Raw genomic sequence first — 24,452 nt, 5'->3', positions numbered from 1 at the left:
CAATGCACCGAGGCGGAGTTGAATCAGATAGCCGTAACGTTAACGGCTGCCGGGCCTTTCTGGCCGTCCTGAATTTCGAACTCAACGCTCTGGCCTTCAGCCAGGGTTTTGAAACCATTGCCCTGAATAGCGGAGAAGTGTACGAACACATCTTTGCTACCGTCAGCAGGGGTGATAAAACCAAAACCTTTAGACTCGTTGAACCACTTAACCTGACCTTTAATCTTTGCCATTTTGCAAATTCCTTTAGATGTTTATTTAGCCCGAAGGCTGTCGTACAGAAAAACCAGAGACATTACTGCATGAGGCACTAATTAAGGTTCGGCAAGGAAGCGGTATTCAACGTCAACGTCTTTACTCGTTCTTCTTTACAGACTTCTTTACAGAAGATGCCATGCATAAACAGAACTGTACCTCGTTTAACTCAGGATTTGTTATCACATATCCTAAAAACAATGGCAAGCCATTTTTAAGGGCCTCAGCCAGCCTGCGCACATAATTGCCAGAAGGCTCACATTGCCTGTTCTGTGGCGCTTACAAATGCCGATGCAAATTAAGCACGCTCTCCGGCCAGACCCCTCTCCGGCCTCTGTTGTCGGGTCTAACCCAATGGATACCATAAGAAATTAATATTTCACAAATATGGCAATAACAGAATGAATAAGCGAAGCGCGAAAAGTTGAAAATATCTATAATCCGGCGTCAATCCTGTACAGCGCCTTTTATTTCGTACAGATAACACTTTTTTTGCACCAAAAGCAGGAGCCAGACAGTCGTCCTGCTCCAAATAAAAGCATTGAGCCCGATTTTACTTATTAAGAATTTAACTTTTGATTTGAAAAATTGATATCAGATAATAAAAACGGGCTTTTGTTTTAACTCTGATGTTTTAGGATAATTCCTGGGTATCCTTATTCAGCCCGCGGCTTTCGCCTATTCGCCACGGTGCGAAACCGCCCTTTTGCTCGTTTGCCCGCAGCAGCGCATCCGCCAGTTCTTTGGGTGGTGCATCAAGCGACTCATCGGCCAGTTCGAACACGCCCCAGTGGATGGGCAGCGTCAGTGGCCTGCCTGCTGCCTGCCACAGCGCCACCGCCTGATCGGGATTCATATGTTGGCCCGCCATGAACCATTCAGGTGCATAAGCGCCAATCGGCAAAGCCGCCAGGCTGAACGGGCCAAGTCGGGCAGCAATCTCCGGCAGGCTATCGCTGTAGCCGCTGTCGCCTGAGAACCAGAAGCGCACGGAGGCAGAACGCACGACCCAGCCGCACCAGAGCGAACGGTTTCGATCGCGCGGCGTTCGCATACTCCAGTGACGTGCCGGCACCGCATCAAAACAGAGGTCGCCGACAGTAAACTGTTGCCACCAGTCGAGCTGATGGACCTGTTTCACGCCCCGCGCCCTGCACCATTTAGCCAGGCCCAGCGGCACAATAAAGGTCGCCTGCGGAAAACGCCGGACGATCGCTTTAACCGTCGGTCGATCAAGATGATCGTAATGGTTATGTGAAATAAGCACGACATCCAGACGCGGCAGATCAGCGATGCTAAGCGGTGCTGGCGTTTTTCGCTGCGGCCCGGCAAAAGAGAGTGGCGAGGCGCGTGACGAGAGTGCGGGATCGATCAGGATATATTGCTGGTTCAGTCGCAGCAGCACGGCGGCATGGCCCAGCCACCAGATGCGATCGTCACTGCCGCTGATATCGGCGGGCTGCCACCACTGTTCGGTGAAAGCCCCGTAGCCCTGCTGCGGTGGCAGCGGCAGCCCCTGCGCTTTGCGCTCCCTGCGCCAGCGCTGCAGATCGCCCGGCTTGCGCCGTTCCGGTTCAGGATTGCAGAATCCCTCGGGCGTGTGATGCGCTTTGCTGCTGTCATACCACGGATTTTTCCAGACCATCCCGCCTCTCTGCTGTGATTATCGTTCAGGAATCAACCGGATAAAATCGCGTTTCTCGCGATCGTCATCGGTTTTTTTACTCTCTGCCCCTGGCTGCATTTCAATCAGACGGCGCAGCAGCTGATTCTGTTTCTTCTGCTCTTCCAGCAAAGATTCCAGTAAGCGGATTTGCTCACCGGCGCGCACGCTGGCGCGGTTGACAAAGAACCAGGCGATAAACGCCACAATCAAAATAATGACCAGCAGGCCATAGCTGACCAGTGGGCCCGAATTTGCGGCTAACTCATTCATAACTGCCTCGTAAAACTAAGTGGGAACGCCAGAACATGGCAACCGCCCATTCTACCTGTCGCCATCGCAAAAGATAATGGGGTTAACATCAATGCAGAATTTGCCGTTTCAGTTATCTCTGATCGATCCCACCAGAAAAGCGAGGCATGCTGATATCATCATAACCGGCGGCACCAGGTGGAGCGCTGAGTTATCTTTCACAAGGAGACATAATGAAACTGTTTATTCGTACGGTAGGCTTGCTGGCGGTGATCTGGCTGGCGATGCTGTTTACCGGCTATGGCGTATTAACCGGCAGTACTAAAAATGCCGCCGGCCTTGGCCTGCAGTGCAGCTATCTGACCGCTCGCGGTGTGATCAGTGCGCAGTATCTGCATACTGACAGTGGCGTGGTGGGCGTGACTGATTGTCCGTTGCTGAAGAAAAGCGGAGAAGTGATCGATAATTAACAAAGCAGCGGGCCACATGGCCCGCTGTTTTCAGAACGGATAGTCGTGATAGCCCATCTCCGAGGAGAGCGTACGCGCCGCCCGATGCAGCATGGCCACGTAATCCTGACGGGCATCTTCTGAAAAGCGAATGGTGGGAAAAGAGATACTCAGTCCCGCAATCACCACGCCAAAACGGTCAAATACCGGCACGGCAAGGCAGCGTAAACCCTCTTCCTGCTCTTCGTTATCTTCACCATAGCCCTGCGTTCTTACCTGATCCAGCGCCGTAATCAACGCCTCCGCGCTTAACAGCGTATTGGCGGTGCTCCGTTTGAACTCGACGTCCCGCAGGATCTCCTCAACTTCGCTGCGATCGCGCCAGGCGAGCAGAACTTTCCCAATCGCGGTGGTATGCAGCGGATTACGACGGCCAATGCGCGAATACATACGCAGGTTGTAGAGGGAGTCGATTTTGTGGATGTAGACAATACTGTCCTCTTCCAGCGCCCCCAGATGAATGGTCTCTTTGGTCAGACGCGAAAGCTCACGCATCTGCACATCCGCACTGCGGATTAAATCGACGTTCTGCAGCGCTTTAGCGCCCAGTTCAAACAGCTTCAGTGTCAGTGAGTACTTCTCGCTCTCACCTTCCTGCGTGACATAACCCAGCGACTTCATGGTCTGCAGGAAACGGTAAACGGTGCTTTTTGACATCATCACGCGCTGCGCGAGCTCAGTAATACCGTGATCGCGCTCTTCACCCAGCGCCTGCAGAATGCCGAACACTTTAAGTACCGAAGAGACGGAATCGGGCTGTTTATCATTTTCAGCAGAGGACATCGCGCACCTTGTTAAACCTGTTTCAAAAAAAATGGAACGGACTGTCAGTATAGAGTGAGGCACACGAAGGCAGCAATGCTTTAACCATGACGTCATATTTAAAGACAGTTTTTTCTCCGTCCGATCGCTGTATTTCAGCCTTAATTTCATTAGCATGATGATATTCACCCTCTTTAGTAATTAACTTATGACACTCTCCCCTCCTCAGGATGGATTACCCGCGCGTCAGCGCTATATGGCAATCGTCACCATCGCGCTGGGTCTGACCATGGCGGTGCTGGATGGCGCGATAGCCAATGTCGCCCTGCCCACTATCTCACGCGAACTGAATGCCAGCCCGGCGCAGTCGATCTGGATAGTGAATGCCTATCAGATTGCGATTATCGTCTCGCTGCTGTCCCTCTCGTTTCTGGGCGACATGCTGGGTTATCGTCGCGTCTATCAGGCAGGCCTGGCGCTGTTTATTGCCACTTCGCTGTTCTGCGCCTTCTCCACCACCCTGACCATGCTGACTTTCGCCCGCGTGCTGCAGGGGTTAGGGGGTGCAGCGCTGATGAGTGTGAATACCGCGCTGATACGCATTATCTATCCGCAGCGTCATCTGGGACGCGGCATGGCGATCAACTCGCTGGTCGTGGCGGTTTCAACCGCGGCAGGCCCGACGGTTGCCGCAGCGATTCTTTCGGTGGCAAGCTGGAAGTGGCTGTTTCTGATTAACGTCCCGCTGGGTGCCATTGCGCTCTGGCTGGCGCTGCGCACGCTGCCTGATAATCCGCAGAAAGCGACGGCGCAGAAATTTGATGTTCCCAGCGCGATCATGAACGCCCTGTTCTTTGGTCTGATCATCTCTGCGCTGAGCGGGTTTGCACAGGGACAGAGTCATCTGCTGGTGCTGTCGGAGGTCATTGCTCTGCTGGTTGTGGGCTGGTTCTTTATTCGTCGTCAGTTAAACATGGCGGTGCCGCTGCTGCCGGTTGATCTGCTGCGTATCCCGATTTTCAGCCTGTCGATGGGAACGTCGGTCTGTTCGTTCTGCGCGCAGATGCTGGCGATGGTGTCGCTGCCCTTCTTTCTGCAAAACGTCCTGCAGCGTGATGAGGTGGCAACCGGTTTACTGCTGACGCCCTGGCCGCTGGCAACCATGGTGTTTGCGCCGATTGCCGGCCGGCTGATTGAACGGGTGCATGCCGGGCTGCTGGGCGGCATCGGGCTGGCTATGTTCGCCCTGGGGCTGTTTCTGCTCGCCTGGCTTCCGGCCAACCCGGGTGATGGCGATATTATCTGGCGCATGATGCTGTGCGGTGCCGGTTTTGGGCTGTTTCAGTCACCCAACAACCACACTATTGTCACTTCCGCTCCGCGTCATCGCAGCGGCGGCGCCAGCGGCATGCTGGGCACCGCGCGCCTGCTGGGCCAGAGTATGGGTGCTGCACTGGTCGCGCTGATGTTTAATCTGTTTGATGATCGCGGGACGCACGCTTCGCTGCTGCTGGCGGGCAGCTTTGCCGCCGTGGCCGCGCTGGTCAGTGTGTCGCGGATGACGCAGACCCGCGCCTGATGGCAGAAACAGAAAAGGCGACCACCTGACAGAGTGTGACCCGATTCGCTGTAAGGCCGAGCCTTCACAGGGAACCCGGTCAGATCGGAAAGACTTCTGTCATCCATGACGGTCGGCCCGCACCATCCATGGCGCGGGACGCTTTCCTCCTCTGCCCGGGTTCCCTGCATGTTGGGCTAAGATATTGCTGTCAGATTCAGTCTGATTATGGTTTCTAAACAGAAAAGGCGACCCAGGGTCGCCTTTTTTGCTCTGCTTAACGCTACTTCAGATACTGACCGCTGCGCAGTGCTTCAATACGCTTATCTAACGGCGGATGCGACATAAACAGCTCGCTGAACGATTTGCCCTTACCGTTGATACAGAACGCCATCATGCTGCTCGGCTCCTGCGGTTCATAGCTGGTTTTCAGGCGCTGTAACGCCGCAATCATCTTCTCACGACCTACCAGCTTCGCTGAACCGGCATCGGCATGGAACTCACGGTGACGCGAGAACCACATGGTGATGATGCTGGCGAGAATACCAAACACCAGTTCCAGCACCATCGACACCGCAAAGTAGACCAGCGGGTTGCCGTTGCTGCTCTCCTCACCATCGCGGTTGCCGGACATAAAGCCCGCCGCGATCTGCGCCAGAATACGTGAAACGAAAATCACAAAGGTGTTCACCACACCCTGGATCAGCGTCATGGTGATCATGTCGCCGTTGGCGATGTGTGACACTTCGTGTGCCAGCACCGCTTCCGCTTCATCACGGCTCATGTTCTGCAGCAGACCGGTTGAGACGGCAACCAGTGAGGCGTTACGCCGTGCGCCAGTTGCGAAGGCGTTGATGTCAGGTGCGTGATAGATCGCCACCTGCGGCATCGCAATACCCGCCTGCTGTGCCTGACGGCCAATTGTATCCACCAGCCAGCGCTCGGTTTCGTTGCGTGGCTGTTCAATCACTTCACCGCCAACCGATCGCAGTGCCATCCACTTCGACATCAGCAGTGAAACAAACGCACCGCCGAAGCCAAACAGGCCTGCCATGATCATCAGGCCCTGAACACTGCTTGACTGGATCCCTGTCAGGCTGAGAATCAGCCCGAATACCAACATCACAGCCAGGTTGGTCATCAGGAAAAGAGCAATACGCATCATTTTTGTTAATCTTCCTCAGTAGTTCACGCGCCTATACGCGGATCCATATCCTATGGGCATTGGGCTGCTTTTCAAGCAACCTTAACGTTTAAGTGCCTAAAAAGACATAACTTTACATTCTGACACGCCTGATGAGGAGCCCAGCCTTCAGGCACCTTCACCAGCGCTAATCATTGCTTACTGGAAACTTTTCTGAGTACAAAAAAAAGCACCGCTGAGCGGTGCTTTTTCTGGCAACAGCGGATTATTTAGCCGCTGGCGCCTCTGGCTGGGATTTCTCCAGCTGCGCAAGATCGTTAGCGATCTTCACCGTCTCATCAAGATACGGATCCGGCTCTTTATAATCTTTCGGCAACTCATCCAGATTTTTCAGCGGTTTTTTGCCTTCGGCCTGATAGCGCGCGTTGATCCGCTCCAGACGAGACGCATCATCTTCGTGATTCTCTTTCTCGCGCTGGGCAAGATTAAGCGACACGATGTTGCGCTTATCTTTCAGGGCATTGTAACGGGCAATGTCCTTCATGATGTACTGGAACTCGCGATCCTGAGCGATGCGGTCAGCATGCTGCTTAGTCAGTTGCACTACCAGCGGTTTCACATCACCGGTTTTGACATAGGTCGCCGCTTTGATGCTGTCCCACGGCAGTGCGTTATCTTCAAATTTCTCACCGGTTTCAGCCGCTTCAACGCCGGTTGGCATCAGCAGATCCGGCGTGACGCCTTTACGCTGTGTACTGCCGCCGTTAATGCGATAGAACTTCTGAATGGTGTAAGAAACGGAGCCTAACGCAGGCCACTCCGGACGCAGCATCTGATCGTAGATGCGGTTCAGAGAGCGATACTGCTGAACGGTGCCTTTACCAAAGGTTGGCTCGCCGACAATCACCGCACGACCGTAATCCTGCATCGCGGCAGCGAAGATCTCAGAGGCTGAGGCGCTGAAACGATCGACCAGCACCACCAGCGGTCCTTTGTAGTAGACAACGCCGTCGTTATCGCTGTCTTCACGAACCCGACCATTGTTGTCGCGTACCTGAACTACCGGACCACTCGGAATAAACAGACCAGAAAGCGAGACTGCTTCGGTCAGCGCGCCGCCGCCGTTGGTACGCAGATCGATCACCACACTGTCGACGTTCTGTTTCTGCAGTTTCTGCAGCTGTACTTTTACGTCGTCGGTGAGGCCGACATAGAAACCAGGAATATCGAGCACGCCCACTTTCTGCTTGCCGACATTTTTGATGGTCAATTTAACCGCGCGATCTTCCAGACGGATTTTCTCACGCGTCAGCGTCACAGTACGGGTTTTAGTACCCTTACCGGCTGGCAGAACTTCCAGGCGCACTTTGCTGCCCTTAGGTCCTTTAATTTTTGCCACGACATCATCCAGACGCCAGCCGATCACATCTTCCATCGGCTTGCCTGGCTGACCCACACCGACGATGCGATCGCCAACGGTAATGGCTTTGCTCTTCGCGGCCGGGCCGCCTGCGACCATCGAGTTGATCACCGTATAGTCGTCATCCATCTGCAGAACCGCACCGATGCCTTCCAGTGACAGGCTCATTTCGGTGTTGAACTGCTCGGTGTTACGCGGCGACAGATAGCTGGTGTGCGGATCGATTTCGCGGGCAAAAGCGTTCATCACCAGCTGGAAAACATCTTCACCGTTGCTCTGGGCCAGACGACGGATAGCGAAGTTATAACGCTTGGTCAGAACGTCGCGGATCTCGTTATCATCTTTGCCCGCCAGCTTCAGACTCAGCTGATCATATTTGACCTTGGCATCCCACAGCGCATTCAGTTCAGACTGATCTTTCGGCCAGGGTGCTTTCGCGCGGTCAATGTCGATAGTGTCATTGCCGCTGAAATTCATCGGACGAGCCAGCACCGTCAGCGCATATTGATAGCGCTCAAAACGGCGTTTCTGCGCCAGATTATAAATATCGTAAAAGAGATCCAGCTTGCCACTGCGCAGCTCATCGCCGACGGTGGTTTTTTTGCTGGCAAACTGCGCCACATCTGACGCCAGCAGCACATTGTGGCTGTAGTCGAGCATGTTCAGATAGCGATCAAAAATTTTCGCTGAAAAGTTCTGATCCAGGTCGAACTGGCGATAGTGGGAACGGGTAAAGCGCGAGGTTACGCGCTCACTGACCGTCGGATCCTGCGGATCTTCGTGAAGCTGGGGAATCTGATCGGCGCGGGTAATGTTCTCCGCGCCGAAGGTTGGGCCTGCTAATAGCAGGCCCGCAATAAGTCCAACTTTAAAAAGGGTGTTCATGCCGGGGTTAGCCTCCGTTTCAGAACTGCAAGTGTTCTGCGCGCACAATCATTGCCATGCCGGAAGCGAGCTGGACCCGAACGCCGTCTTTTGATACTTCAAGAACGGTAGCGTCCATCGCACTTTTGCCTGCTTTAACTTTAATACTCTGGCCGGGTTGCAAAGTTGAGGTATCAGTGATGGGTCGGGCTTCATGCTCCGGACGTGGGGCTGGCTTGCGATGCTGTGAGGCGGTCGCACGCGGTGCAGTGGTCTGCGGACGCGGTTTACGCGCGGCTTCGCCTTCTGCAGGCTTACGTGCCGCGGGCTTGCGTGGACGACGCGGTGCCGCGCCCTCTTCGCTTTCGCCTGCTTCACGACGCGCGGCGCGCTGCTGGTCACGCTGCGCCTGGACGCGTGCTTTCGCTTCTTCCAGCTGCTTGCGTGCATGCTCAACGTGTTGCTCATCCAGCACGCCACAGGCGTTACCGTCGAGATCGACACGGATAGCACCAGCTTTGATGCCGTACAGATAACGCCAGCTTGACGTATAGAGACGCAGCGCGGAACGCAGCTGTGTTTTGCTCAGACCCATTTCGCCCTGAACACGCTCGACCAGATCCTGAAAGATACCGATTTTGAGCGGACGCGCTTCACCTTCAGCGCTAAAGCAGTGCGGAAAGCGCTCCGCCAGAAAAGTGATGACTTCTTTACTGCTATTCAACTTAGGTTGATTTTCCATGAAATTTCCTGATTACAACGGGTTTGCCGACCAGCGCAGGCATGAACAGGCGACATTATAATGACAACATCGCTAAATGCCATGTGATCCAGTCGATTAGCTGCGCGTCAGCTGCAGATATTTTTCTAAGTCGCTGTTCGCAAGCACTTCACAAAGCCCATCAGTCAGTGTGACCAGCCCCGATTCGTCGTCGCTGTCAAAGCGATTGTACGCCACGCTGTCGATGTCCAGCACCCCAACCACAGTGCCATTCACTTTCAGAGGAATCACAATCTCAGCATTGCTGGCAGCGTCACAGGCGATGTGGCCCGGGAAGGCATGCACATCATCTACGCGTTGCACTTTTTCTTCTGCCAGCGCCGTGCCACACACACCTTTACCGACCGGAATGCGCACACAGGCGATTTTTCCCTGGAACGGGCCCAGCACCAGCGTATCCGCTTCCGTCAGCAGGTAGAAACCAGCCCAGTTCACGCCATCGAGACGTTCGTACAGCAGCGCGCTAAAGTTTCCCATCGCGGCGAGGAACGCCGTTTCTCCCGCCAGTAAGGCGCGCATATCGCGATTCAAATCGGCGTAAAAGGCAGTTTTGTTCATTATTTAACCGTTACCAATGACATCTGAACGGGGCATTAAAGACCGTTCGTTAAAAATAAGTTTTAAATATCCAGAGCCACAAGGTGAATCATAGCGTTAGTTGCTATACCCTTAGCATTCTGTGGATCGAAGCGTGATGCCCGAGACAGGCACACAGACAATGTCTTTATGACCGATATCTGTTACTTCTGAAGAGCGAAGATTGCATCACCCTATGAAAATTCACGCTATCAGCCAGACATTGCCTCACGCACGTTATCAGCGTTGCCCGCAATGCGATACCCTTTTTTCCTTACCGGATGTGAAATCGCATCAGTCGGCACATTGCCCACGCTGTAACGCCGAAATTCTCAGTGGTCGTGACTGGCCGATGACCCGTCTTATGGCGATGGCCGCCACCATGATTGTGTTAATGCCCTTTGCTTTCTCCCTGCCGCTGGTAGATATCCGGCTGCTTGGCATGCGCATCAATGCCAGCGTACTGGAAGGCATCATCCAGATGACCCAGCAGGGTGATGTACTGACGGCCTCAATGGTGGCGTTCTGCACCATCGGCGCGCCGGTGACGCTGGTGGCGGGTATCTGTTATCTCGGTATCGGCCACCGGCTGGGCATGAACCTGCGTCCCGTGCTGCTGATGCTGGAGAAGCTGAAAGAGTGGGTGATGCTCGATATCTATCTGATCGGCATCGCCGTGGCGTCAATTAAAGTGCAGGACTATGCTTCGCTGGAGATTGGCTACGGGCTGGCGGCTTACATCGCCCTGACGGTGCTGAGCGTGCTGACACTGATCCATCTGAATATGGAGCAGCTGTGGGAGCATTTCTACCCGCAGACGCCTGGCAATATGGCCCGTGACGATATGCAGGTCTGCCTGAACTGTCACAACACCAGCATACCCGATGAACGGGGCCGCTGCCCGCGCTGCCACACGCCGCTCGACTTCCGACGCCGCCACAGCCTGCAGAAATCCTGGGCCGCGCTCATCGCATCGATTGTGCTGTTAATCCCCGCGAATCTGATGCCGATCTCCGTGGTCTACCTTAATGGCTCACGGCGTGAGGACACCATCTTCTCCGGCATCCTGGGGCTGGGCGAAGGCAATATTCCGGTGGCGGCGATTGTTTTTATCGCCAGTATTCTGGTGCCGTTTATCAAGGTGCTGGTGATGCTGACGCTGCTGCTCAGCATTCATTTTCGCTGTGAACAGGGGCTGAGAACCCGCATCCGCTTGCTGCGGTTTGTCACCTGGGTTGGCCGCTGGTCAATGCTCGATCTGTTTGTCATTTCGTTAACCATGTCGCTGGTCAACCGTGATCAGCTGCTGGCTTTTACCATGGGACCGGCGGCGCTGTTTTTTGGCGCGGCCGTCATCCTGACCATTATGTCTGTTGAGTGGCTGGACAGCCGCCTGCTCTGGGATGCACATGCAACAGGAAACGCCGACTACACCGACTAACGCAACGCTGCGCAATAAGCGCAAAATTTCGCCCTTCTGGCTGCTGCCGATTATTGCGATGCTGATCGCCTGCTGGCTGCTCTGGACCAATTATCAGGAGCGCGGCACCACCATCACCATCAATTTCCAGACGGCGGATGGTATCGTGCCGGGTCGCACCCCGATCCGCTATCAGGGCGTGGAAGTGGGCACCGTGCAGGGCATTAATCTCAGTGATGATTATCGCAGCATTCAGATTAAAGCCAGCATCAAAAGCGACATGCGCGATGCGCTGCGTGAAGATACGCAGTTCTGGCTGGTGACGCCTAAAGCCTCGCTGGCGGGTGTGTCGGGGCTGGATGCGCTGGTCGGCGGCAACTACATCGGGATGATGCCGGGTAAAGGTAAACCCAGCGAGTCGTTCACCGCGCTGGATACGCAGCCCAAGTATCGGGTGAATACCGGCGAATTGATGATCCATCTGCATGCGCCCGATCTCGGCTCGCTCAACACCGGCTCGCTGGTCTATTACCGCAAAATTCCGGTTGGCCGGGTCTATGACTACAGCATTAACAGCAAATCCGATGGCGTGTCGATTGATGTGCTGATTGACCGTCGCTTTATCAATCTGGTGAAAACCAACAGCCGTTTCTGGAATGTGTCAGGCATGAATGCTGACGTCAGCCTGAGCGGGGCTAAAGTGCAGCTGGAGAGTCTGGCGGCGCTGGTCAATGGCGCGATCGCGTTTGACTCGCCACAGGGTGCGGAAACGGCCAAAGCTGAGCAGAATTACCGGCTCTACCCCGATCTGGCACATAGTCAGCGCGGCGTGCAGATCACACTGGATCTGCCTAACGGCAACAATCTCAAGGCGGGCAGCACCCCGCTGATGTATCAGGGACTGGAAGTCGGCACGCTGACCAAACTGAACCTGCAGGATGGCGGCAAGGTCACCGGCGAGCTGACGATTGATCCCTCTGTTGTCGGTCTGATGCGCAGCGGCACCCGCATTGAGATGCACAGTCCGAAAATCAGCCTGACGGATACCAGCCTCAGCGCGCTACTGACCGGCAACACGCTGGAACTGGTGCCGGGTGAAGGCGAGCCGCAGCAGCACTACACCGTGCTGGCGTCCAATGAGACTCTGCTGCAGAAGCCCAATGTACTGACGGTAAAACTCAGCGCGCCAGAGAGCTATGGTATCGATCAGGGCCAGCCGCTGATGCTGCACGGCATGCAGATTGGTCAGGTGATGTCGCGTACGCTGGATGAAAATGGCGTGAATTTCGTGGTGGCGGTCAATCCTGAAAATCGCAATCTGGTGCATGGCGACAGCAAATTTATCGTCAACAGTCGGCTGGATGTGAAGTTCGGTCTTGATGGCATGCAGGTATTAGGTGCCAGCGCCCGTGAATGGGTGGATGGCGGTATCCGGCTGGATCCGGGCAAAAAGGGTGAGCCAAAAAGTGCTTACCCGCTGTTTGCGGATGCTGAAAAAGCGGAAGAAGGCATTACCGGCGATGGCCCTTCTACCACGCTGATGCTGACCGCCAACAGTCTGCCTGACGTGCAGGCCGGCTCTGTCGTGCTTTACCGCAAATTTCAGGTGGGTGAGATTGTCAAAGTCACGCCACGCGCTGACGCGTTTGATATTGCGGTACATATTCAGCCGGAGTATCGCAAGCTGCTGACCAGCGAAAGCGTGTTCTGGGCTGAGGGTGGCGCACGCGTCAGCCTTAACGGCAGCGGCCTGACGGTGCAGGCATCGCCGCTTAACCGCGCGCTGAAAGGCGCGATCAGTTTCGACAATATGAGTGGTGCGCAGTCGGCCAAAGGGGCCAAACGCGTCCTCTATCCGTCTGAAACCGCCGCCCGCGCGGTGGGTAGCCAGATTACGCTGCACACCTATGACGCCAGCAAGCTCTCTGCCGGGATGCCGATTCGTTACCTGGGTATTAATGTCGGCCAGGTGGAGTCACTGTCGTTAAGCAAAGATAACAATCAGGTGGTGGCGAAAGCGGTACTCTATCCGGAGTATGTCAACGATTTCGCCCGTCTCGGCAGCCGTTTCTCGGTGGTCTCACCGGAGATTTCCGCTACCGGCGTGAATCATCTGGAAACCCTGTTGCAGCCTTACGTCAACGTGGATCCCGGTAAAGGTGGCGCCGCGCGCACGTTTGAGCTGCAGGAGAGCACCATTACCGATTCCCGCTACCTTAATGGCCTGAACATTTATGTTGATGCCACTGAGGCCGGCTCACTGTCGCTGGGTACGCCGGTGCTGTTCCGTGGTGTGGAAGTGGGTACCGTGACCGGCACCTCACTGGGTAATATGGCGGATCGTGTGCAGATCGCCCTGCGCATCAGTAAGAAGTACCAGCATCTGGTGCGTAATAACTCGGTGTTCTGGCTGGCATCTGGCTATAACCTGGACTTCGGTCTGGTGGGTGGCGTAGTGAAAACCGGGACCTTCCAGCAGTTTATTCGCGGTGGCATTCAGTTTGCGACGCCGCCGACGGTGCCGCTGGCGCCGCAGGCCAACCCGGATAAACACTTCCTGCTGCAGGATGAAGCGCCGAAAGATTGGCGTAACTGGGGAACGGCGATCCCGTCTCCGCGCTAAAGGCTATCTCAAACGGGCAGACTGTTCTGCCCTTTTAGGCGTTTAAAGTCAGCACCGGCTCAGGGAGCATACGCCTTATTCACTCCCTCAAACGGGCAGCCTGGCTGCCCGTTTCCTTTCCTCATGATACACTGCCGCCTTTGCCTTAACTGGAATGTGCCCGTGTCAGATGCTTCTTCGCTTTTCCCCGCCGATTTTCTCTCGTTAATGCGCCAGAGCCTGCCCGATGAGGCGAGCCTCGCGCAATTTATTGCCTACAGTCAGCAACCCCTGCGCCGCAGTATTCGCGTCAATACCCTGAAGATCAGCGTGGCTGACTTTCTGAGTCAGACCGCGGGTTATGACTGGCAGCTGACGCCGGTGCCGTGGTGCGAAGAGGGATTCTGGATCAGCCGGGAAGATGAGAGCCTGCCGCTGGGCAGCGTAGCTGAGCATCTCAGCGGCCTGTTCTACATTCAGGAGGCCAGCTCCATGCTGCCGGTCACTGCCCTGTTTGATGCTCAGCCAGAGGTCAGCGCCGTGATGGATATGGCGGCGGCACCGGGTTCTAAAACGACCCAGATTGCTGCGCGGATGGGCAATCAGGGCGCTATCCTGGCTAACGAATTCTCCTCCAGCCGGGTAAAAGTATTGCACGCCAATATCAGCCGCTGTGGCGTCAGCAACAGTGCCTTAACGCACTTTGACGCGCGGGTCTTCGGGCCAGCCCTGCCGGAACAGTTCGACGCCATCCTGCTCGACGCTCCCTGCTCCGGCGAAGGGGTGATTCGCAAAGATGCTGATGCGCTGAAAAACTGGTCGCTGGCAAGTACGCACGAGATCGCCGCGACCCAGCGCGATCTGCTCGACAGTGCCTTTCATGCACTCAAACCCGGCGGCACGCTGGTCTACTCCACTTGCACCCTGAATCAGATTGAGAATCAGCAGGTCATTGCCTGGCTGCTGGCGCGCTATCCCGACGCTGTTGAGGTTGTAGCGCTCGATGGGCTGTTTGAGGGTGCCGGACAGGCCGCGACGCCCGAGGGCTATCTGCATGTCTTCCCGCAGATGTTCGACAGCGAAGGCTTTTTCGTTGCCCGGCTGCGTAAAACCGCGTCGGTCGAACCCTTACCGCTGCCGGGCTACAAAGTGGGTAAACTGCCCTTCTCCCACCTCAGCCGCAAGCTGGAAAGTGAGATAGCCCAGGCCGCCGCCGCAGTCTCTCTTAAATGGGATGCGTCGCTGGAACTGTGGCAGCGTGATAAAGAGATCTGGCTGTTCCCGAAGGCCGTTACTCCGCTGCTGGGCAAAGTGCGGTTCTCGCGCATCGGCCTGAAGCTGGCAGAAACCTTTGCTAAAGGCTATCGCTGGCAGCATGAAGCGGTGATTGCGCTGGCAAAACCGGATGCGGCGCAGACTTTTGAGCTCACCGCAGCAGAGGCGGAAGAGTGGTATCGCGGGCGGGATATCTACCCGGAAACGGAACCCACCCGTAATGAGATGATTGTCACTTATCAGCAGCAGCCGCTGGGGCTGGCTAAAAAAGTCGGCAGCCGTATCAAGAACAGCTATCCGCGGGAGCTGGTGCGCGACGGACGCCTGTTCCGCTAAGTCACTTTATTTGCACCATCGTCAGATGATTGCCAAACACTGCGCCGGTATCGATGTAATGCAGATTGGCAATCGTCAGCGGCTGTTTCAGCGGCGTGTGTCCGAAGTAAAAGGCGTCTGCGCCACGGATACCCGCCCGTTCGCCTGACTCCATCGCCTCCAGCCGATGACGGCTCCAGACCACCTGCTGCCAGTCGAGTGGCTTATTCAACGCATATTCCCGGGCCGGATAATCAGCATGAGCAATCACAATAATTCGCTCATCAAGCTGCAGATGGAGAATCAGCGGCAGCTCACGGCAACGCTGCAACGCGTGACGCGCCGCAATCAACGCTGCACCTCGCAGCTTAAAGAACCAGTCGCCACCGTTCATCTGCCAGAGCGCCATTTCCTGCCCCTGTAATGCTGAAAGCGCCATCTCCTCATGATTCCCCCGTACGCAGCGAAACCAGGGCTCCTCCAGCAGCGCCAGACAACCCAGGCTGTCGGGACCGCGATCGATGATGTCACCCACCGAAATCAGTAAGTCCTGCTGGGGGTCAAACTGATGCTGCTGCAACAGCGCATCCAGTTCGCGGCGGCAACCATGCAGATCGCCGACCACCCAGATCCGTCGCCACGCTGCGCCATTCAGGGATTGGTAATACATCGCTGCACCCGGCCTTTGTCTGCTGAAACCATCTTCAGAGTATAGTCAGGGTCGACACTGTACTGGCGTGACGCGCTGGAAAGCAGAATGCAAAGGAGGCTGGGTGAAAGGGTGCAAGGGAACAAGGGAACAAGGGAGCAAGGGAGCAATGAGGTCGGGCCAGGCGATTAAAGAGAGGTGAAAGGTGCGTCCCTCCCGGCGCTTATCTCCGCCACTCAGTTAAGGTGGTAGCTCTGTCAGGGACGAAATACATCATAAAGCGATCAGGCGCGCCAGGCTATTCTGCCCCCATCATATCTGTAGTCATTTGGGATCAGCTACGCATTTTAGCCGGATATTTCTGCAGTTTCTCTGCCGGACGCACCGGGCGGCGCACCAGCTCACCGCCGCAGTTAGGGCAAAGATGAGTGAGATGCTCAGCACAGTCAGCGCAGAACGTGCATTCAAACGAGCAGATGCGTGCCGCCAGCGAAGATGGCGGCAGATCAACGTCGCAGCGTTCACAATTGGGGCGAAGTTCCAGCATGGTGTGACTCCTTAAAAAAGCGGTATGCGCCAGCTTCGCGGTTGCTGACCCGAATGTCGAGCCAGCAACCGGACAAGAGTGTGTCAGATCCGGACATCCTGCTTTAACGGTGCAGTCAGCGGCGAACGGCATCCTGCTTTGCCGCTGCTATTTGTGCCGCTGATCCTCAGGAAGGTCATCGGGCAAATCCTCTTCGTCAGCTGTGCCATCGAATTCAGCACTCTCCTCTTCCGGCTCCTGACCGCCCATCGACGCATGAATCACCTCCTCTTCCAGCGTCGGGATCAGCGCGGCACCCAGTGGCGAGGTCGCCAGACTGTCAGGCATCACCACATGCGGTAACGGCACTTCGGTCGTCGGAAGCGGACCCGGCGCACGCACATAACTCAGTCCGCCAATCACCAGCGCACAGAGCATAAAGAAGAGATAGAGCATATTGCTACCCAGCGGCTGCATCAGCGCACCGACCACCAGCGGGCCGATACTGGCGCCAATACCAAACGCCATCAGCAGACAGGCGGTTAACGAGACACGGCGATCGGCGGCGACCTGATCGTTGGCCAGCGCCACCTGCAACGGATAGAGCGCAAACTGCATCATGCTGGCGGCAAAGGCGATACCAATCATCCAGTGGAAGGTGAGATGCGGCAGCACCACCAGCGGCACGCAGGCCACGGCAAAGAGCATGGCAATGATGAATAACAGCCGCTGGCGGTCATAGCGATCAGAGAGCCAGCTCAGCGGAAACTGCGACACCAGCCCGGCAAAAATCGTGAGACTCATAAAATAACCGGTCTGGCTGGTGGTGAAGCCTTTGCTGCTGCCATAAACCGGTGCCAGGCCATAGAACGCGCCAATCGCCATGCCGGTCACCAGGGTGGTGCCGAGCAGTTTGGGAATAGTGCGGATAAAATAGCCCAGCTCCATCGGCGCCGGTGTCATGGGCCGGACGTGAGTGCGAGTGGTCAGTGCAATCGGCACCAGACAGAGCGCGAAACAGAGCGCCACAATCAGCAGCGTGCTCACCCCAAACCCCGATTGCAGGCTCAGTATCACCTGTCCGCCACTGAGTCCAAGGTAGGTGGCGACCATATAGAGGCCGAAAATCATGCCGCGCTGGGAAGATTCCGCCTGATCGTTGAGCCAGCTCTCCAGCACCATGTACTGGCACATCATGCAGAGCCCGATAATCAGACGCAGAAAGACCCACAGCGGAATAAAGTCCGTCAGCCCGTGACCTACCACCGAGGCGGTAATGATCCCGGCACAGGCCACGTAGGCACGGATATGGCCGACGCGGGCAATCAGGTTGTGCCCCACCTTGCCGCCAATCACCAGCCCGATATAGTTGGCCGCAATAATCGCGCCGATCAGCGCACCATTAACCTGCTCACTGGCCAGCCGTAACGAGACGTAGGTAGTCAGTAAACCGGAACCCAGCAGCATCAGAAGCGTAGTGGTATAGAGCGGCAGAAACGTACTGAATATTTTTCCCATATGACTCCCTGTCTACGCTTTTCAGGCATCAGGCCAGCAAAGCCCTAAAGATAGTCGATTTCGGCAGGTGAAGCGGTATTGTTCATGACGACGGTAGCGAAAAAAAAGCCCGCCAGCAATTGCTCACTGACGGGCCCTGATTTAAGCGCTTGGGAAGCTGATGTTGCTGCCCGGCGCTTCACGGTTGAGATGGATGAAGTTCAGGTGTCGCTCATACTGATCCAGTATGTCGATGATCACCTGCTCTTTGCTGTAATCCATTAAGTCGTTACCCTGGCTGCCTTCCATCAGGAAGGTTTCCAGCCGGTAGTAGGTCGACTTACCGCTGCGGGCGCGATAGGTAAAGCCCGGAATCGAATATTGCTGCGGCCAGACCTGATAGATAAAGTCCTGCTCCTCGCCCAGATGGACGCGCAGATCCAGATAGCCAATCGGGTTGCTTTCATCCGCCTCAACACTCTCCAGCGTGACCCGGCCATCCCGCAGCTCCAGCTCTTTCGCCACTTCCTGCATCGCCGGATAGATGGTTTTTTCCATCATCTGCTGGGTATAACGCGAGCCTGGGTAGTTCATCAGGCGCGACAGACGCTTCTTCCAGGTCAGGCGATCGGTCGCATGAGCCAGATAGGGCGCGGTGTCGCGCGTGGCGCTGGCCCGACGGTGATCTTCAATCTTCAGGGATTTAAACAGCCCCGCCATGACAAAGAAGATAACAAAGCTGAACGGCAGCCCCATGATCACCGTGGTGTTCTGCAAGGCAGTGATACCGTTGGTCATCAGCATGCTCAGGGTCAGTACCCCAATCGCCACAGACCAGAAGATACGCAGCCAGTTCGGTGCATCACTGTTGATATCTTTCAGTCGCGAGGTGAAGTTACCCAGCACCAGCGAGCCGGAATCCGCCGAGGTGACGTAGAACAGCATACCGGTGATCGTCGCGACCGAGGCGCTGAGTTTAAACGCCGGATACTGCGCCAGCAGGCTGTAGAAGCCGCGCTCCGCATGGTTCATCACTTCCTGCGCAAACTCCGTATTACCGTGGATGATCTGATACAGCGCGGCATTACCGAACACTGACAGCCACAACAGCGTAAAAGTGAACGGAATAATCAGCGTGCCCAGCACGAACTCACGGATGGTACGACCGCGTGAGATACGCGCCAGGAACAGGCCGACGAATGGCGACCAGGCCACCCACCACGCCCAGAAGAAGAGCGTCCAGCTGTTCATCCACTGGGTCGGACGATCAAAGGCAAAGGTATTGAGCGTCATGCCCATGAAGCGGTTGATGTAATCCCCGACGTTCAGCACCAGCGCATTCAGCAGGAACTCGGTGTTGCCGAAGAACAGCACAAACAGAATCAGTCCCAGCGCCATCACCACGTTCAGCTCAGAGAGAATACGGATCCCTTTATCGACGCCCGACGTGACAGAAATGGTGGCGATCACCACGGAGAGGACAATCAGCGCGGCCTGCGCGGTCAGGCCTTCCGGGATATCAAACAGCACTTTGAGGCCATAGTTAAGCTGCACGACCCCGATGCCGAGCGTGGTGGCGATACCAAAGATGGTGCCGACCACGGCGGCGATATCTACGGTGTGGCCAATCGGGCCATAGATGCGTTTACCAAAGATGGGATAGAGCGCGGAACGGATGGTCAGCGGCAGGTTATAGCGATAGCTGAAGTAGCCCAGCGCGATGCCCATCAACGCATACATTGACCAGCCGGTCAGTCCGTAGTGGAACAGCGTCCAGACCATCGCCTGGCGAGCCGCTTCCAACGTCTGCCCTGCCCCCTCCGGCGGCTGCATATATTGCGTCACGGGTTCGGCGACCGAGAAGAACATCAGGTCGATGCCGATCCCGGCGGCGAACAGCATGGCGGACCAGCTAAGGACGCTGAACTCGGGTTTGGAGTGCTCTGGCCCGAGCTTAATCGAACCAAAGCGCGAGCAGGCCATATAGAGCACAAAAACAATATAGAGCGTGGCAGCCAGCATGTAGTACCAGCCGAAGGTGGCGGAAACCCAGTTTACCGCCTTGAGGATCCAGCTCGCGGCCAGTTCACTATAGAGAATCGTCACGAGTGAAAACGTCAGAATCAATCCGGCAGAGGTATAAAATACAACGGGATTGAGTCTGTCTTTTTCACCGGCAGGTGGATTATTCATCGGTTACCTCTGGTTAATGTCCTGAAAATACGCAATGGATAAGTCTTGCCGTCCACGGCTTTCCGGCCGTGCGGCCCTGTTTCGTTCTGTCACTTCCTGTTAATCGCTCAGGCAAACCAGCCTATTTTAGCACTCATTGCCGTTTCGCTTTCGCTACATTTAAAGAACAGCATCCTAACAAATTTTCTTTTTATATTGAACGTGCAATCAAAAAAAGTTTAAATAGGGGCTCGATTTGAGGGTGGAGCTGGAGCTATGCCAAAGGTAGGGATGCAGCCGATACGTCGTCGGCAACTGATTGATGCGACCCTGAGCACGATTAATGAAGTGGGGATTAATGATGCCACTATCGCCCAGATCGCCCGTCGGGCGGGGGTATCCACCGGCATCATCAGTCACTATTTCAAGGACAAGAATGGCTTACTGGAAGCCACGATGCGTGATGTGACGCGTCAACTGCGGGAGGCGGTACTGTCGCGGTTAGAACCGCTGGCCGGTGCCTCTGCAGAACAGCGGTTGTGTGCCATCGTTGAGGGTAATTTTGATGATACCCAGGTGCACACGGCAGTGATGAAAGCCTGGCTCGACTTCTGGTCGAGCAGCATGCATCAGCCCCAGCTTAATCGCCTGGAGCGGGTCAGCAGCCGGCGGCTCTACTCAACGCTGGTGGTCGAATTCCGGCGTGAACTGCCGCTCGAGAAGGCACGTCTGGCCGCACACGGGCTGGCTGCGCTGATAGATGGTCTGTGGCTGCGCGCCGCGCTGAGCGGTAAGCCATTTAACCCGGTCATCGCCCTCACACTGACCACCCAATTCATCCGTCAGCAACTGGCTGGCGAGCACGAATAACGGAAGGAGAAAACATGTCCCGATTCACCGAGCAGAAACTCTACATCGATGGCGCTTATGTTGCCGCAACGTCTGGCGAAACGTTCCAGACGATTAACCCGGTCAACGGCGAAGTGCTGGCAGAGGTTCATGCCGCCGGCCAGGAAGATGTCAATCGCGCCGTTGCTGCCGCCAGAAAAGGCCAGAAAGTCTGGGCCGCGATGACCGCCATGGAGCGCTCGCGCATCCTGCGTCGCGCCGTCGATATTCTGCGTGAGCGTAATGATGAGCTGGCAGAGCTGGAAATGCTCGATACCGGTAAGCCTTACAGCGAAACCTCAGCGGTCGATATCGTCACCGGCGCAGACGTACTGGAGTATTACGCCGGTCTGGTTCCGGCGCTGGAAGGTCAGCAGATCCCACTGCGTGAAACCTCCTTTGTTTACACCCGTCGCGAACCGCTGGGCGTGGTAGCTGGTATCGGTGCCTGGAACTACCCGATTCAGATCGCCCTGTGGAAATCCGCGCCCGCGCTGGCAGCGGGTAACGCGATGATTTTCAAACCGAGTGAAATGACCCCGCTTACTGCCCTGAAGCTGGCGGAAATTTACACCGAAGCGGGCCTGCCGGATGGCGTGTTCAACGTGCTGCCGGGCATCGGTTCAGTCACCGGTCAGTTGCTCACTGAGCATCCTGGCATCGACAAAGTCTCCTTCACTGGTGGCGTCGTCAGCGGCAAAAAAGTGATGGCCAATGCAGCAGGTTCAACGCTGAAAGAGGTCACCATGGAACTGGGCGGTAAATCACCGCTGATCATCTTTGACGATGCCGATCTCGATCTGGCCGCCGACATCGCCATGATGGCGAACTTCTACAGCTCCGGTCAGGTCTGCACCAACGGCACCCGCGTCTTTATTCCTGCAAAACTGCAGGCCGCATTCGAGGCGAAAATCAGCGAACGCGTTGCCCGCATTCAGGCAGGCGATCTGCGTGACCCGGCGACCAACTTTGGTCCGCTGGTCAGCTTCAGCCATCGCGACAATGTGATGCGTTATATCGAATCCGGCATCGCTGAAGGCGCACGCGTACTGTGCGGCGGCAAACGTCTGACCGGTGGCGATTTCGACCAGGGTGCCTGGGTTGCACCAACCGTGTTCACCGACTGCCGTGATGAGATGAAGATTGTGCGTGAAGAGATCTTCGGACCGGTCATGTCGATCCTGAGCTACGAAAGTGAAGAAGAAGTGATCCGCCGCGCCAACGACACCGAATTTGGTCTGGCCGCCGGGCTGGTGACGCAGGATCTCAATAAGGCGCACCGCGTGATTCATCAGATCGAAGCAGGAATCTGCTGGATTAATACCTGGGGCGAATCAGCCGCAGAGATGCCAGTGGGGGGTTACAAGCACTCCGGCATTGGCCGTGAGAATGGCCTGATGACGCTGCAGAGCTACACCCAGGTGAAGTCAGTGCAGGTTGAGCTGACGCGTTTTCAGTCAGTCTTTTAATCACTTAACCTGAGGAACGATGAATGGAATTTGATTACATTATTATTGGAGCCGGATCCGCAGGAAACGTTCTGGCTACCCGTCTGACCGAAGAGAGCAACGTGAGCGTCCTGTTGCTGGAAGCGGGCGGCCCGGATTACCGCTTTGATTTTCGCACCCAGATGCCTGCGGCCCTCGCCTTCCCGTTACAGGGCAAACGCTATAACTGGGCTTATGAAACCGAGCCAGAGCCTTACATGAACAATCGCCGCATGGAGTGTGGTCGCGGTAAAGGTCTGGGCGGTTCATCACTGATTAACGGCATGTGTTATATCCGCGGCAATGCGATGGATCTCGATAACTGGGCCAGCGAACCTGGGCTGGAGAACTGGAGCTATCTGGACTGCCTGCCCTACTACCGTAAAGCGGAAACCCGCGATATCGGCCCGAACGATTTCCACGGCGGCGACGGCCCGGTGTGTGTTGCGACGCCTAAAGCGGGCAATAACGTGCTGTTTGAAGCGATGATTGAGGCGGGCGTGCAGGCAGGTTATCCGCGCACTGACGACCTTAATGGCTATCAGCAGGAAGGTTTCGGTCCGATGGATCGTACCGTCACACCAAATGGTCGTCGCTCCAGCACCGCGCGTGGCTATCTCGATATGGCCAAAGGCCGGGCTAACCTGAAGATCATCACGCATGCCACCACCGATCGCATCATCTTCGATGGCAAGCGTGCGGTCGGCGTGGAGTACCTGCAGGGCGACAGCAACACCATCAACAAAGTGACCGCGCGCCGTGAAGTGCTGCTGTGTGCCGGCGCTATCGCTTCGCCGCAGATCCTGCAGCGTTCTGGCGTGGGTTCTCCTGAGCTGCTTAAGCAGTTCGACATCCCGCTGGTTCACGACCTGCCGGGCGTGGGTGAAAACCTGCAGGACCATCTGGAGATGTATCTTCAGTATGAGTGTAAAGAACCGGTCTCAATCTATCCGGCTCTGAAGTGGTGGAATCAGCCGAAAATCGGTGCAGAGTGGATGTTTAACGGCACCGGTATTGGTGCCAGCAACCAGTTTGAAGCGGGTGGCTTTATCCGCAGCCGCGAAGAGTTCAGCTGGCCGAACATTCAGTATCACTTCCTGCCGGTGGCGATTAACTACAACGGTTCCAACGCGGTTGATGCCCACGGCTTCCAGTGTCACGTTGGCTCGATGCGTTCTCCAAGCCGCGGTCATGTACGCCTGAAGTCACGCGATCCGCGTCGTCATCCGGCCATTCTGTTTAACTACATGTCGCATGAGCAGGACTGGCATGAGTTCCGCGATGCGATTCGCATCACGCGCCAGATCATTAATCAGCCGGCGCTGGACAAGTACCGTGGCCGTGAAATCAGTCCGGGACTGGATTGCCAGACAGATGAGCAACTGGATGAGTTCGTGCGTAACCACGGCGAAACCGCTTATCACCCGTGCGGCACCTGTAAGATGGGTAACGACCCGATGTCCGTCGTTGATGGCGAAGGTCGTGTGCATGGACTGGAAGGCTTACGCGTAGTGGATGCGTCGATTATGCCGCTGATCATCACCGGTAACCTGAACGCCACCACTATCATGATTGGCGAGAAGATTGCCGATAAAATTCGTGGTCGCGATCCATTGCCGCGCAGCACCGCCGCTTACTATGTCGCGGGTGATGCACCCGTTCGCACGGTTCCGCAGCGCGCTGAATAATACGTGACAGCGTCACTTAATAATAGCCGGGCACTTTTGTTGCCCGGCTATTTTTTTCATTACGGCTTACCACACATCCTTTTCCACATGTCACCCTTTTCAAATCATCAAACCTTAACAGACATCAAACAAAGCAGCATCTGCTGTTG

At 55.8% G+C, this 24,452-nt stretch carries 20 protein-coding genes; 8 read left to right on the top strand and 12 right to left on the bottom strand.

The features are described from left to right. Positions 1–23 precede the first annotated feature (23 nt). The 3 genes from cspE to ACK13D_RS15815 form a co-directional block, all read right to left on the bottom strand. Positions 24–233, bottom strand: coding sequence for a transcription antiterminator/RNA stability regulator CspE (gene cspE / locus ACK13D_RS15825; protein WP_003852684.1), 210 nt, complete (start codon positions 231–233; stop codon positions 24–26). Positions 234–889: 656 nt separating this feature from the next. Further along, complete coding sequence (locus ACK13D_RS15820) at positions 890–1,900, bottom strand: MBL fold metallo-hydrolase (protein ID WP_187505639.1); 1,011 nt, start codon at positions 1,898–1,900, stop codon at positions 890–892. Between the two features lie 18 nt (positions 1,901–1,918). Beyond that, a complete protein-coding gene (locus ACK13D_RS15815) occupies positions 1,919–2,191 on the bottom strand; it encodes a YebO family protein (protein WP_010258793.1) in 273 nt (90 codons plus the stop codon). 212 nt (positions 2,192–2,403) lie between these two features. Between ACK13D_RS15815 and ACK13D_RS15810 the strand changes: the two genes are divergently transcribed. Continuing rightward, entirely contained in the window at positions 2,404–2,640 is a 237-nt protein-coding gene (locus ACK13D_RS15810) for a YobH family protein (protein ID WP_010258788.1), read from the top strand. Positions 2,641–2,670: 30 nt separating this feature from the next. On the opposite strand, the gene kdgR is transcribed toward ACK13D_RS15810, so the two are convergent. Further along, on the bottom strand, positions 2,671–3,462 hold the full coding sequence (kdgR, locus tag ACK13D_RS15805; protein ID WP_010670769.1) for a DNA-binding transcriptional regulator KdgR: 792 nt from the start codon (positions 3,460–3,462) through the stop codon (positions 2,671–2,673). Positions 3,463–3,649: 187 nt separating this feature from the next. Here kdgR and ACK13D_RS15800 point away from each other — a divergent pair, with 187 nt between their 5' ends. After that, on the top strand, positions 3,650–5,020 hold the full coding sequence (locus ACK13D_RS15800; RefSeq protein WP_052270530.1) for an MFS transporter: 1,371 nt from the start codon (positions 3,650–3,652) through the stop codon (positions 5,018–5,020). A gap of 262 nt (positions 5,021–5,282) precedes the next feature. Here ACK13D_RS15800 and htpX read toward each other — a convergent pair whose 3' ends face one another. The 4 genes from htpX to ACK13D_RS15780 all read right to left on the bottom strand — a co-directional run bounded on the left by htpX (position 5,283) and on the right by ACK13D_RS15780 (position 9,766). Further along, on the bottom strand, positions 5,283–6,164 hold the full coding sequence (gene htpX, locus ACK13D_RS15795) for a protease HtpX (protein WP_003852678.1): 882 nt from the start codon (positions 6,162–6,164) through the stop codon (positions 5,283–5,285). A 244-nt stretch (positions 6,165–6,408) separates the two neighbouring features. Continuing rightward, entirely contained in the window at positions 6,409–8,448 is a 2,040-nt protein-coding gene (gene prc, locus ACK13D_RS15790; RefSeq protein WP_010670770.1) for a carboxy terminal-processing peptidase, read from the bottom strand. A gap of 19 nt (positions 8,449–8,467) precedes the next feature. Continuing rightward, on the bottom strand, positions 8,468–9,169 hold the full coding sequence (gene proQ, locus ACK13D_RS15785) for an RNA chaperone ProQ (protein WP_418796819.1): 702 nt from the start codon (positions 9,167–9,169) through the stop codon (positions 8,468–8,470). A gap of 96 nt (positions 9,170–9,265) precedes the next feature. Next, on the bottom strand, positions 9,266–9,766 hold the full coding sequence (locus ACK13D_RS15780; RefSeq protein ID WP_010258773.1) for a GAF domain-containing protein: 501 nt from the start codon (positions 9,764–9,766) through the stop codon (positions 9,266–9,268). A gap of 214 nt (positions 9,767–9,980) precedes the next feature. Here ACK13D_RS15780 and yebS point away from each other — a divergent pair, with 214 nt between their 5' ends. The 3 genes from yebS (at position 9,981) to rsmF (ending at position 15,417) form a co-directional block, all read left to right on the top strand. Continuing rightward, entirely contained in the window at positions 9,981–11,225 is a 1,245-nt protein-coding gene (gene yebS, locus ACK13D_RS15775; protein ID WP_022625536.1) for a membrane integrity lipid transport subunit YebS, read from the top strand. Continuing rightward, positions 11,194–13,827 carry a PqiB family protein gene (locus ACK13D_RS15770; protein WP_010258767.1) on the top strand — a complete coding sequence of 878 codons (2,634 nt, stop codon included), beginning with the start codon at positions 11,194–11,196 and terminating at the stop codon, positions 13,825–13,827. The genes yebS and ACK13D_RS15770 overlap by 32 nt, the downstream gene beginning before the upstream one ends. A 162-nt stretch (positions 13,828–13,989) precedes the next feature. Next, on the top strand, positions 13,990–15,417 hold the full coding sequence (gene rsmF, locus ACK13D_RS15765; protein WP_346438951.1) for a 16S rRNA (cytosine(1407)-C(5))-methyltransferase RsmF: 1,428 nt from the start codon (positions 13,990–13,992) through the stop codon (positions 15,415–15,417). A 1-nt stretch (position 15,418) separates the two neighbouring features. Here rsmF and ACK13D_RS15760 read toward each other — a convergent pair whose 3' ends face one another. The 4 genes from ACK13D_RS15760 to ACK13D_RS15745 all read right to left on the bottom strand — a co-directional run bounded on the left by ACK13D_RS15760 (position 15,419) and on the right by ACK13D_RS15745 (position 20,261). Further along, the gene (locus ACK13D_RS15760) at positions 15,419–16,066 is read right to left on the bottom strand and encodes a metallophosphoesterase (RefSeq protein WP_346438949.1); all 648 of its coding nucleotides are present in this window, start codon (positions 16,064–16,066) and stop codon (positions 15,419–15,421) included. A 313-nt stretch (positions 16,067–16,379) separates the two neighbouring features. Beyond that, positions 16,380–16,592 (bottom strand): DUF1272 domain-containing protein, encoded by a 213-nt coding sequence (locus tag ACK13D_RS15755; protein WP_010258758.1) that lies wholly within the window; start codon positions 16,590–16,592, stop codon positions 16,380–16,382. A gap of 147 nt (positions 16,593–16,739) precedes the next feature. Continuing rightward, positions 16,740–18,089, bottom strand: coding sequence for an MFS transporter (locus tag ACK13D_RS15750; protein ID WP_033757897.1), 1,350 nt, complete (start codon positions 18,087–18,089; stop codon positions 16,740–16,742). A gap of 141 nt (positions 18,090–18,230) precedes the next feature. Continuing rightward, positions 18,231–20,261, bottom strand: a complete 2,031-nt coding sequence (locus ACK13D_RS15745) for a choline transporter (RefSeq protein ID WP_418796816.1) — start codon at positions 20,259–20,261, stop codon at positions 18,231–18,233. A gap of 255 nt (positions 20,262–20,516) precedes the next feature. On the opposite strand from ACK13D_RS15745, the gene betI reads away from it, so the two are divergent. The 3 genes from betI to betA are packed head-to-tail and all read left to right on the top strand — an operon-like array spanning position 20,517 to position 24,303. Then, on the top strand, positions 20,517–21,110 hold the full coding sequence (betI, locus tag ACK13D_RS15740) for a transcriptional regulator BetI (protein ID WP_010258750.1): 594 nt from the start codon (positions 20,517–20,519) through the stop codon (positions 21,108–21,110). Between the two features lie 14 nt (positions 21,111–21,124). Then, complete coding sequence (betB, locus tag ACK13D_RS15735; RefSeq protein ID WP_010258746.1) at positions 21,125–22,597, top strand: betaine-aldehyde dehydrogenase; 1,473 nt, start codon at positions 21,125–21,127, stop codon at positions 22,595–22,597. Between the two features lie 23 nt (positions 22,598–22,620). After that, positions 22,621–24,303 (top strand): choline dehydrogenase, encoded by a 1,683-nt coding sequence (gene betA, locus ACK13D_RS15730; protein WP_010258743.1) that lies wholly within the window; start codon positions 22,621–22,623, stop codon positions 24,301–24,303. Positions 24,304–24,452: the final 149 nt, after the last annotated feature.

Source organism: Pantoea sp. K16, assembly GCF_048452805.1.
GTDB lineage: Bacteria > Pseudomonadota > Gammaproteobacteria > Enterobacterales > Enterobacteriaceae > Pantoea > Pantoea agglomerans.
Note: the sequence above shows the minus strand (reverse complement) of the source record. Positions and strands in the feature narration are given on the sequence as shown.

Coding starts and splice junctions, on each gene's coding strand:
- ACK13D_RS15755 (WP_010258758.1), bottom strand. CDS start 16,592: ATGCTGGAACTTCGCCCCAATTGTGAACGCTGCGACGTTGATCTGCCG.
- kdgR (WP_010670769.1), bottom strand. CDS start 3,462: ATGTCCTCTGCTGAAAATGATAAACAGCCCGATTCCGTCTCTTCGGTA.
- yebS (WP_022625536.1), top strand. CDS start 9,981: ATGAAAATTCACGCTATCAGCCAGACATTGCCTCACGCACGTTATCAG.
- ACK13D_RS15810 (WP_010258788.1), top strand. CDS start 2,404: ATGAAACTGTTTATTCGTACGGTAGGCTTGCTGGCGGTGATCTGGCTG.
- cspE (WP_003852684.1), bottom strand. CDS start 233: ATGGCAAAGATTAAAGGTCAGGTTAAGTGGTTCAACGAGTCTAAAGGT.
- prc (WP_010670770.1), bottom strand. CDS start 8,448: ATGAACACCCTTTTTAAAGTTGGACTTATTGCGGGCCTGCTATTAGCA.
- ACK13D_RS15820 (WP_187505639.1), bottom strand. CDS start 1,900: ATGGTCTGGAAAAATCCGTGGTATGACAGCAGCAAAGCGCATCACACG.
- ACK13D_RS15780 (WP_010258773.1), bottom strand. CDS start 9,766: ATGAACAAAACTGCCTTTTACGCCGATTTGAATCGCGATATGCGCGCC.
- proQ (WP_418796819.1), bottom strand. CDS start 9,169: ATGGAAAATCAACCTAAGTTGAATAGCAGTAAAGAAGTCATCACTTTT.
- ACK13D_RS15750 (WP_033757897.1), bottom strand. CDS start 18,089: ATGGGAAAAATATTCAGTACGTTTCTGCCGCTCTATACCACTACGCTT.
- ACK13D_RS15815 (WP_010258793.1), bottom strand. CDS start 2,191: ATGAATGAGTTAGCCGCAAATTCGGGCCCACTGGTCAGCTATGGCCTG.
- betB (WP_010258746.1), top strand. CDS start 21,125: ATGTCCCGATTCACCGAGCAGAAACTCTACATCGATGGCGCTTATGTT.
- ACK13D_RS15770 (WP_010258767.1), top strand. CDS start 11,194: ATGCAACAGGAAACGCCGACTACACCGACTAACGCAACGCTGCGCAAT.
- ACK13D_RS15760 (WP_346438949.1), bottom strand. CDS start 16,066: ATGTATTACCAATCCCTGAATGGCGCAGCGTGGCGACGGATCTGGGTG.
- htpX (WP_003852678.1), bottom strand. CDS start 6,164: ATGATGCGTATTGCTCTTTTCCTGATGACCAACCTGGCTGTGATGTTG.
- ACK13D_RS15800 (WP_052270530.1), top strand. CDS start 3,650: ATGACACTCTCCCCTCCTCAGGATGGATTACCCGCGCGTCAGCGCTAT.
- betI (WP_010258750.1), top strand. CDS start 20,517: ATGCCAAAGGTAGGGATGCAGCCGATACGTCGTCGGCAACTGATTGAT.
- betA (WP_010258743.1), top strand. CDS start 22,621: ATGGAATTTGATTACATTATTATTGGAGCCGGATCCGCAGGAAACGTT.
- ACK13D_RS15745 (WP_418796816.1), bottom strand. CDS start 20,261: ATGAATAATCCACCTGCCGGTGAAAAAGACAGACTCAATCCCGTTGTA.